The organism is Pantoea sp. CTOTU49201, from assembly GCF_032054795.1.
Lineage (GTDB): Bacteria > Pseudomonadota > Gammaproteobacteria > Enterobacterales > Enterobacteriaceae > Pantoea > Pantoea symbiotica.
Map to the genome: position 1 here is coordinate 7988 of NZ_DAMBSA010000095.1, position 4810 is coordinate 12797.

Here is a 4810-nt window from a genome sequence, read left to right on the forward strand (position 1 = left end):
AGGTTACGTGCCACTTTGACAATCGACATCGAACCAATCTCATAGCCGGTGCCTTCACACGGCGCGACGGTCTTGATCGGGAAACCGTCCACTTCCATCGCCACCGCATCATGCATAAACACGATGCCGACGGTGGTTTCGCCACGCGCCGCCGATTTCACCGGTGCGGAGCCCGATTTGGTGTATTGCGAAATATTGGCATTAAGCTTTTTCAGGTAATCAAAGGCTTTATCCTCACCCATGATCTGCACCAGCGTCGCCAGCGTGTTGTAGGCGGTACCCGACGAGTTCGGGTTGGCGATCTGAATCTCGCCTTTGAAGCTTGGGTCCAGCAGATCGGCCCAGCATTTCGGTTCTTTCAGCTTTTTCGATTCCAGCAGTTTGGTGTTGTAACCCCAGCCGAGCGCGCCGGCGTAAATGCCCACCGTGCGGTAATTAGAGTTTTCCGCCTGCTTCTGCGCCCAATCCTGCTGCTGATCGAGCAGCGGCGATTTGTATGGCTGCGTCAGCCCCTCTTCCGCCGCCTGCATATGCGGATCGCCGGTGCCTGCCCACCAGATATCGGTGCGCGGATTACGTGCTTCGCTGCGCAGCCGTGCATAGGCTTCGCCCGCCGAGAGGCGCACCATGCTGACTTTGATGTCCGGATGCGCCTTGCTGAAGATGTTGGTCATGTGCTCGCACACCACCACATCGGCGGAGCAGACCATATTCAGATTACCCGCTGCCGAGGCGGCAAACGGCAGTGCAGTGCAACAGAGGGATAGCGCGATGGCCATTGAGGTGACTCGCATAGTGTTCTCCAGGATTGTAGGGTTGGTGCTTCATTGGCACCTTTTCTTGCACGTGTGTGCAAAGTAGTAATGAACAAGAAATGTCCTGTCAAACACCACACTGCGCAATTGTTAGGCGATGTCACAAAAATGCAACAAATGAGATCTAAAGCGGTTTGCACAGCTTTGCAATCTGAGGCAGACTCAGTGGCAGCCAGATTGTGAAGAGGTGTTGAGCATGCAGCATGAGAAAGCGGTGGTCAGTGCGCAGGATGTCGCTGAACGCGCGGGCGTTTCGCGCTCGGCGGTGTCGCGCGCGTTTACGCCGGGCGCCAGCGTGTCACCGGCGACGCGTGAACGGGTGATGAAGGCGGCGGAAGAGTTAGGTTATCACGTCAATCATCTGGCGCGCGGTCTGGTAAGCAATCGCAGCAGTATTGTCTGCCTGATCGTCTCGGAAATCGCCACGCCCTATCGCGCCAGTCTGGTGCGCTGGCTGACGCAGTTTCTGCAGGAAGCAGGCAAAGTGGCGATGCTGATCAACACCGATCGCTCGGACAACAGCGTTTCAGCGGCGCTGCAGCAGGCGATTAATTTCCGCGCCGATGCCTCGATCATTCTCTCCGGCATGCCGGATCGCACCATTACTCGCCAGTGTTATAAGCACGGCCAGCGCATCATTTTGATCAACCGCGACGAGGCGCTGCCAGGTTCGCTTAGCATCAATCTCGATGCGGAGAGTGCCGCACAAACCGCGGTGATGGCGTTTCAGCGCGCCGGTTGTCAGCATCTGGCGTTTGCCAATTCGCTGGCAGGCACGCCAAGCCTGAAAAAACGTGAAGACACCTTTGTCGCGACTGCGGAACGAGCGGGATTAAGCGTGACGGTGGAACGCTTTGGCACCACATCGTATGAGAGCGGCCAGATTCTGGCGCACCGTTTGCTGACGCGTCATCAGCGCCCAGACGGCGTGTTTTGCGTCACCGATTTGGTGGCCTGCGGATTCATGGATGAAGCGCGTCACCGCTTTGCCCTGCGCGTGCCGGAAGATCTCTGTTTGATCGGCTACGACAACATCGCGCAGGCCGGCTGGTCCTCCTACAATCTCACCACCTTTTCCCAGCCGGTTGAGCAGTTCGCGCAGGATGCGGTGAAGTGGTTGATACAAACCGAGCAGGATGAAACCGGCTTCACGCCGCAAGGTGAACAACAGCACGACAGCCTGCTGTATCAGGCCGATGTGGTGTGGCGCGGTTCGGTGCGCGGCGGCTGACAAACGTGTTTTACCACACCGCGCAGCCAGCGGTGCGCGGCATCATTTTCCAGTCGCGGATGCCACAGCTGTGACACGGTCATTTCCGGCGTGGCGAATGGCAGTTCAAACATCGCTAAGGTGGTGCTGTTTTTGATTAACGGATGATGCAGAAACAGCGAACGCGGCACTAAGGCGACAAGATCTGATTCCTGCGCCAACGCCACCGCGCTGGAAAATGCCGGCACCAGCGCCGCGACCTTGCGTGTTAATCCGGCCTGCTGCAACGCATCATGAATCGGCCCACCCAGCTCACCGCGACGTGACGCCACAATATGCCCAAAGGCGGCGAACTGGGCGATATCCAGCTGCTGCGTGAGCGGATGTCCGGCGCGCACCACGCCGACAAAGTCATCGCGAAACAGCGCCTGCAAACGAATCTCCGGGCCCATATTGCCCAGCACGCCAATCTCCAGATCGATATTGCCTTCACGCAAATCGCGCGCGCTTTTCTCGGGCTTGGGCACAAAACTGAGCCACGCGTGCGGCGCTTGTTCCGCCACGGCTGCGATCAGCTCGCTGCCAAAGGCTTCGACGAATCCCTCATTGGTGCGCAGGGTGAAGCAGCGATCCAGCTGACGCAAATCCAGCGATTGCGCCGTCGGGCTTAACACCGCACGCGCTTCGCTCACCGTGTGATGCGTGCGCTCGCGGATCGCTTCAGCATAAGGTGTCAGCACCATTTGGCGTCCAGCGCGCACTAACAGCGCATCGCCGGTGGTGGCGCGTAAGCGTCCGAGTGTGCGGCTCATCGCCGATTCGCTTAACCCTAAGCGACGCGCAGCGCCAATCACGCTGCCTTCAATCAGCAGCGCATCCAAAGCAATTAACAGGTTGAGATCGGCATCATTCATGCGGGTTATCCTCGCCGATCCGGCACAATTAGACAAGGCGTTTGGTGCAGGTTAATGCTGTCAATGCTGCGCGTTCCGCCTGCCCTCGCCTGGCGCTACACTCTATCCATCGCAAACACCGAGGAGAACAACATGAACATTTTACTGATTGGCGCATCGCGTGGACTGGGTTTGGCGCTGGCGGAAACCATGCTGCAGCGCGGTTATCAAGTGGTCGCCACCGGACGTGAAAACTCGACCGGGAATTTACAGCAACTGGCCGATCGCTTCCCCGCACAGCTTACGGTAGAAAGTGTGGATATCAATGAACCCGAACAGGTGAAGGCGCTACATACGCGGCTGGCGGATCGTCAGTTCGATATGCTGTTCGTTAACGCGGGGGTGAAAAATGACGATCGCGAAACCATCGCCGATGTCTCAACCAGTGAGTTTACTCGTGTGATGGTGACCAACGCGCTGAGCCCGCTGCGGGTGATTGAAACCTTTAAGGATTGCGTTACGGCGAGCGGCACCATCGCCGTGATGTCATCCGGCCAGGGCAGTTTGACCAATAACACCAACGGCAATTATGAGGTGTATCGCGGCAGCAAAGCGGCGCTGAATATGTTTATGCGCAGTTTTGCCGCACGCAGTGGCGGCGAGCGCACATTATTGCTGATGGCGCCCGGCTGGGTGCGCACCGATATGGGCGGCCCGGAAGCGCGCTTGACCATTGAGGAGAGCATCCCGAATCTGCTGAATACCATGGAAAGCTACGCCGGACGTAGCGGGATTCATTATCTGGATTATTTAGGGCGCGTGGTGCCGTGGTAAGCGAGCAGGTCGGCATAGCGGTCGCCATAAATGGCGACCCTACGGAATTCCCGCCGTCCTGTCGTAGGGTCGCCATTCATGGCGACCTTATCAACCCGCGCAGCACATCCCGCAGCCAGCGGTTAGCGGCATCTTCGCTGCGCGCGTTATGCCACAGCAGCGACACCTCATAATCCGGCATGCTCACTGGTACGGGTGCGGCGCTCAGGTCATATAACGCGCACCAGGATGGCACCAAACCCAGCGGCACGGCGGCGAACAGCGGCAGACGCTTCAGCAGCATCGGTAACGCGGAGAAGTTCGGTGTCACATAGCGCACGCGCCGCGCCATTCCGTGCTGTTGCAGCTGCCGATCCAGCGCGCTTTCGCTTACGCCGCGATACGACACCAGCGCGTGGTCGTAGCTGACAAACTGCTGCAGCGTCAGCGGCGCGCCGAGTTGAATCTGATCGCGGTGCCAAACCGTGTTGAAACCCGCACGCAGGATCTTCTCACGCGTAAGATCGCGGCTGGTTTCGTTGCCGACCGTGATCACCACATCCGCTTGCTGCTGCTCCATCAGCGGAATCGCCTGCCACGGATCGGTGGCAATGACTTTCACATCAACATTCGGTGCCACACGCGCCAGTTCTGCCAGCAAATCCGGCATCAGCCAATGTTCCAGCCAATCGCTCATGCCAATGCGAAAACTGTAGCTATCCTGCGCGGCGTTGAAGGGCTGCTGCGTGAAGATCACGCGATGCAAATCCTGCATCAGCGGCGCGAATTGTTGCACCAGCTGCTCGGCGCGTGGCGTTGGCGTCATGCCGTTTGAGGCGCGGACAAACAGCGGATCGTCAAACATCTCACGCAGCCGTTTTAACGCCGCGCTCACCGCCGGTTGCCCAAGATAGAGTCGATTTGCCGCCAGCGTGACGCTGCGCACTTCGTACATCACCAGCAGCACCACCAGCAAATTCAGGTCGATGCGTGCAAAATCATTTTCGTTGATGCCTTGCATGATTTTAATCGATTTAAATAATGATCGTGCCGCCAGTATAGTGAGGCTTCTTCGCTGC

At 58.1% G+C, this 4810-nt stretch carries 5 protein-coding genes; 2 read left to right on the forward strand and 3 right to left on the reverse strand.

What is annotated here, in order from left to right; all coding sequences use genetic code 11:
- On the reverse strand, positions 1-794 hold a 794-nt coding region (locus RTY00_RS09210; protein ID WP_312664206.1), incomplete at its 3' end, for an ABC transporter substrate-binding protein.
- Between the two features lie 217 nt (positions 795-1011).
- Between RTY00_RS09210 and RTY00_RS09215 the strand changes: the two genes are divergently transcribed.
- Complete coding sequence (locus RTY00_RS09215) at positions 1012-2046, forward strand: LacI family DNA-binding transcriptional regulator (protein ID WP_008109401.1); 1035 nt, start codon at positions 1012-1014, stop codon at positions 2044-2046.
- On the opposite strand, the gene RTY00_RS09220 is transcribed toward RTY00_RS09215, so the two are convergent.
- Positions 2004-2939: a LysR family transcriptional regulator gene (locus tag RTY00_RS09220; protein WP_312664202.1), complete on the reverse strand. Its 936-nt coding sequence runs from the start codon at positions 2937-2939 to the stop codon at positions 2004-2006. The genes RTY00_RS09215 and RTY00_RS09220 overlap by 43 nt on opposite strands.
- Before the next feature lie 132 nt (positions 2940-3071).
- On the opposite strand from RTY00_RS09220, the gene RTY00_RS09225 reads away from it, so the two are divergent.
- On the forward strand, positions 3072-3752 hold the full coding sequence (locus RTY00_RS09225; RefSeq protein WP_312664203.1) for an SDR family NAD(P)-dependent oxidoreductase: 681 nt from the start codon (positions 3072-3074) through the stop codon (positions 3750-3752).
- Between the two features lie 76 nt (positions 3753-3828).
- Here RTY00_RS09225 and RTY00_RS09230 read toward each other — a convergent pair.
- On the reverse strand, positions 3829-4810 hold a 982-nt coding region (locus RTY00_RS09230), incomplete at its 5' end, for a LysR family transcriptional regulator (protein ID WP_312664205.1).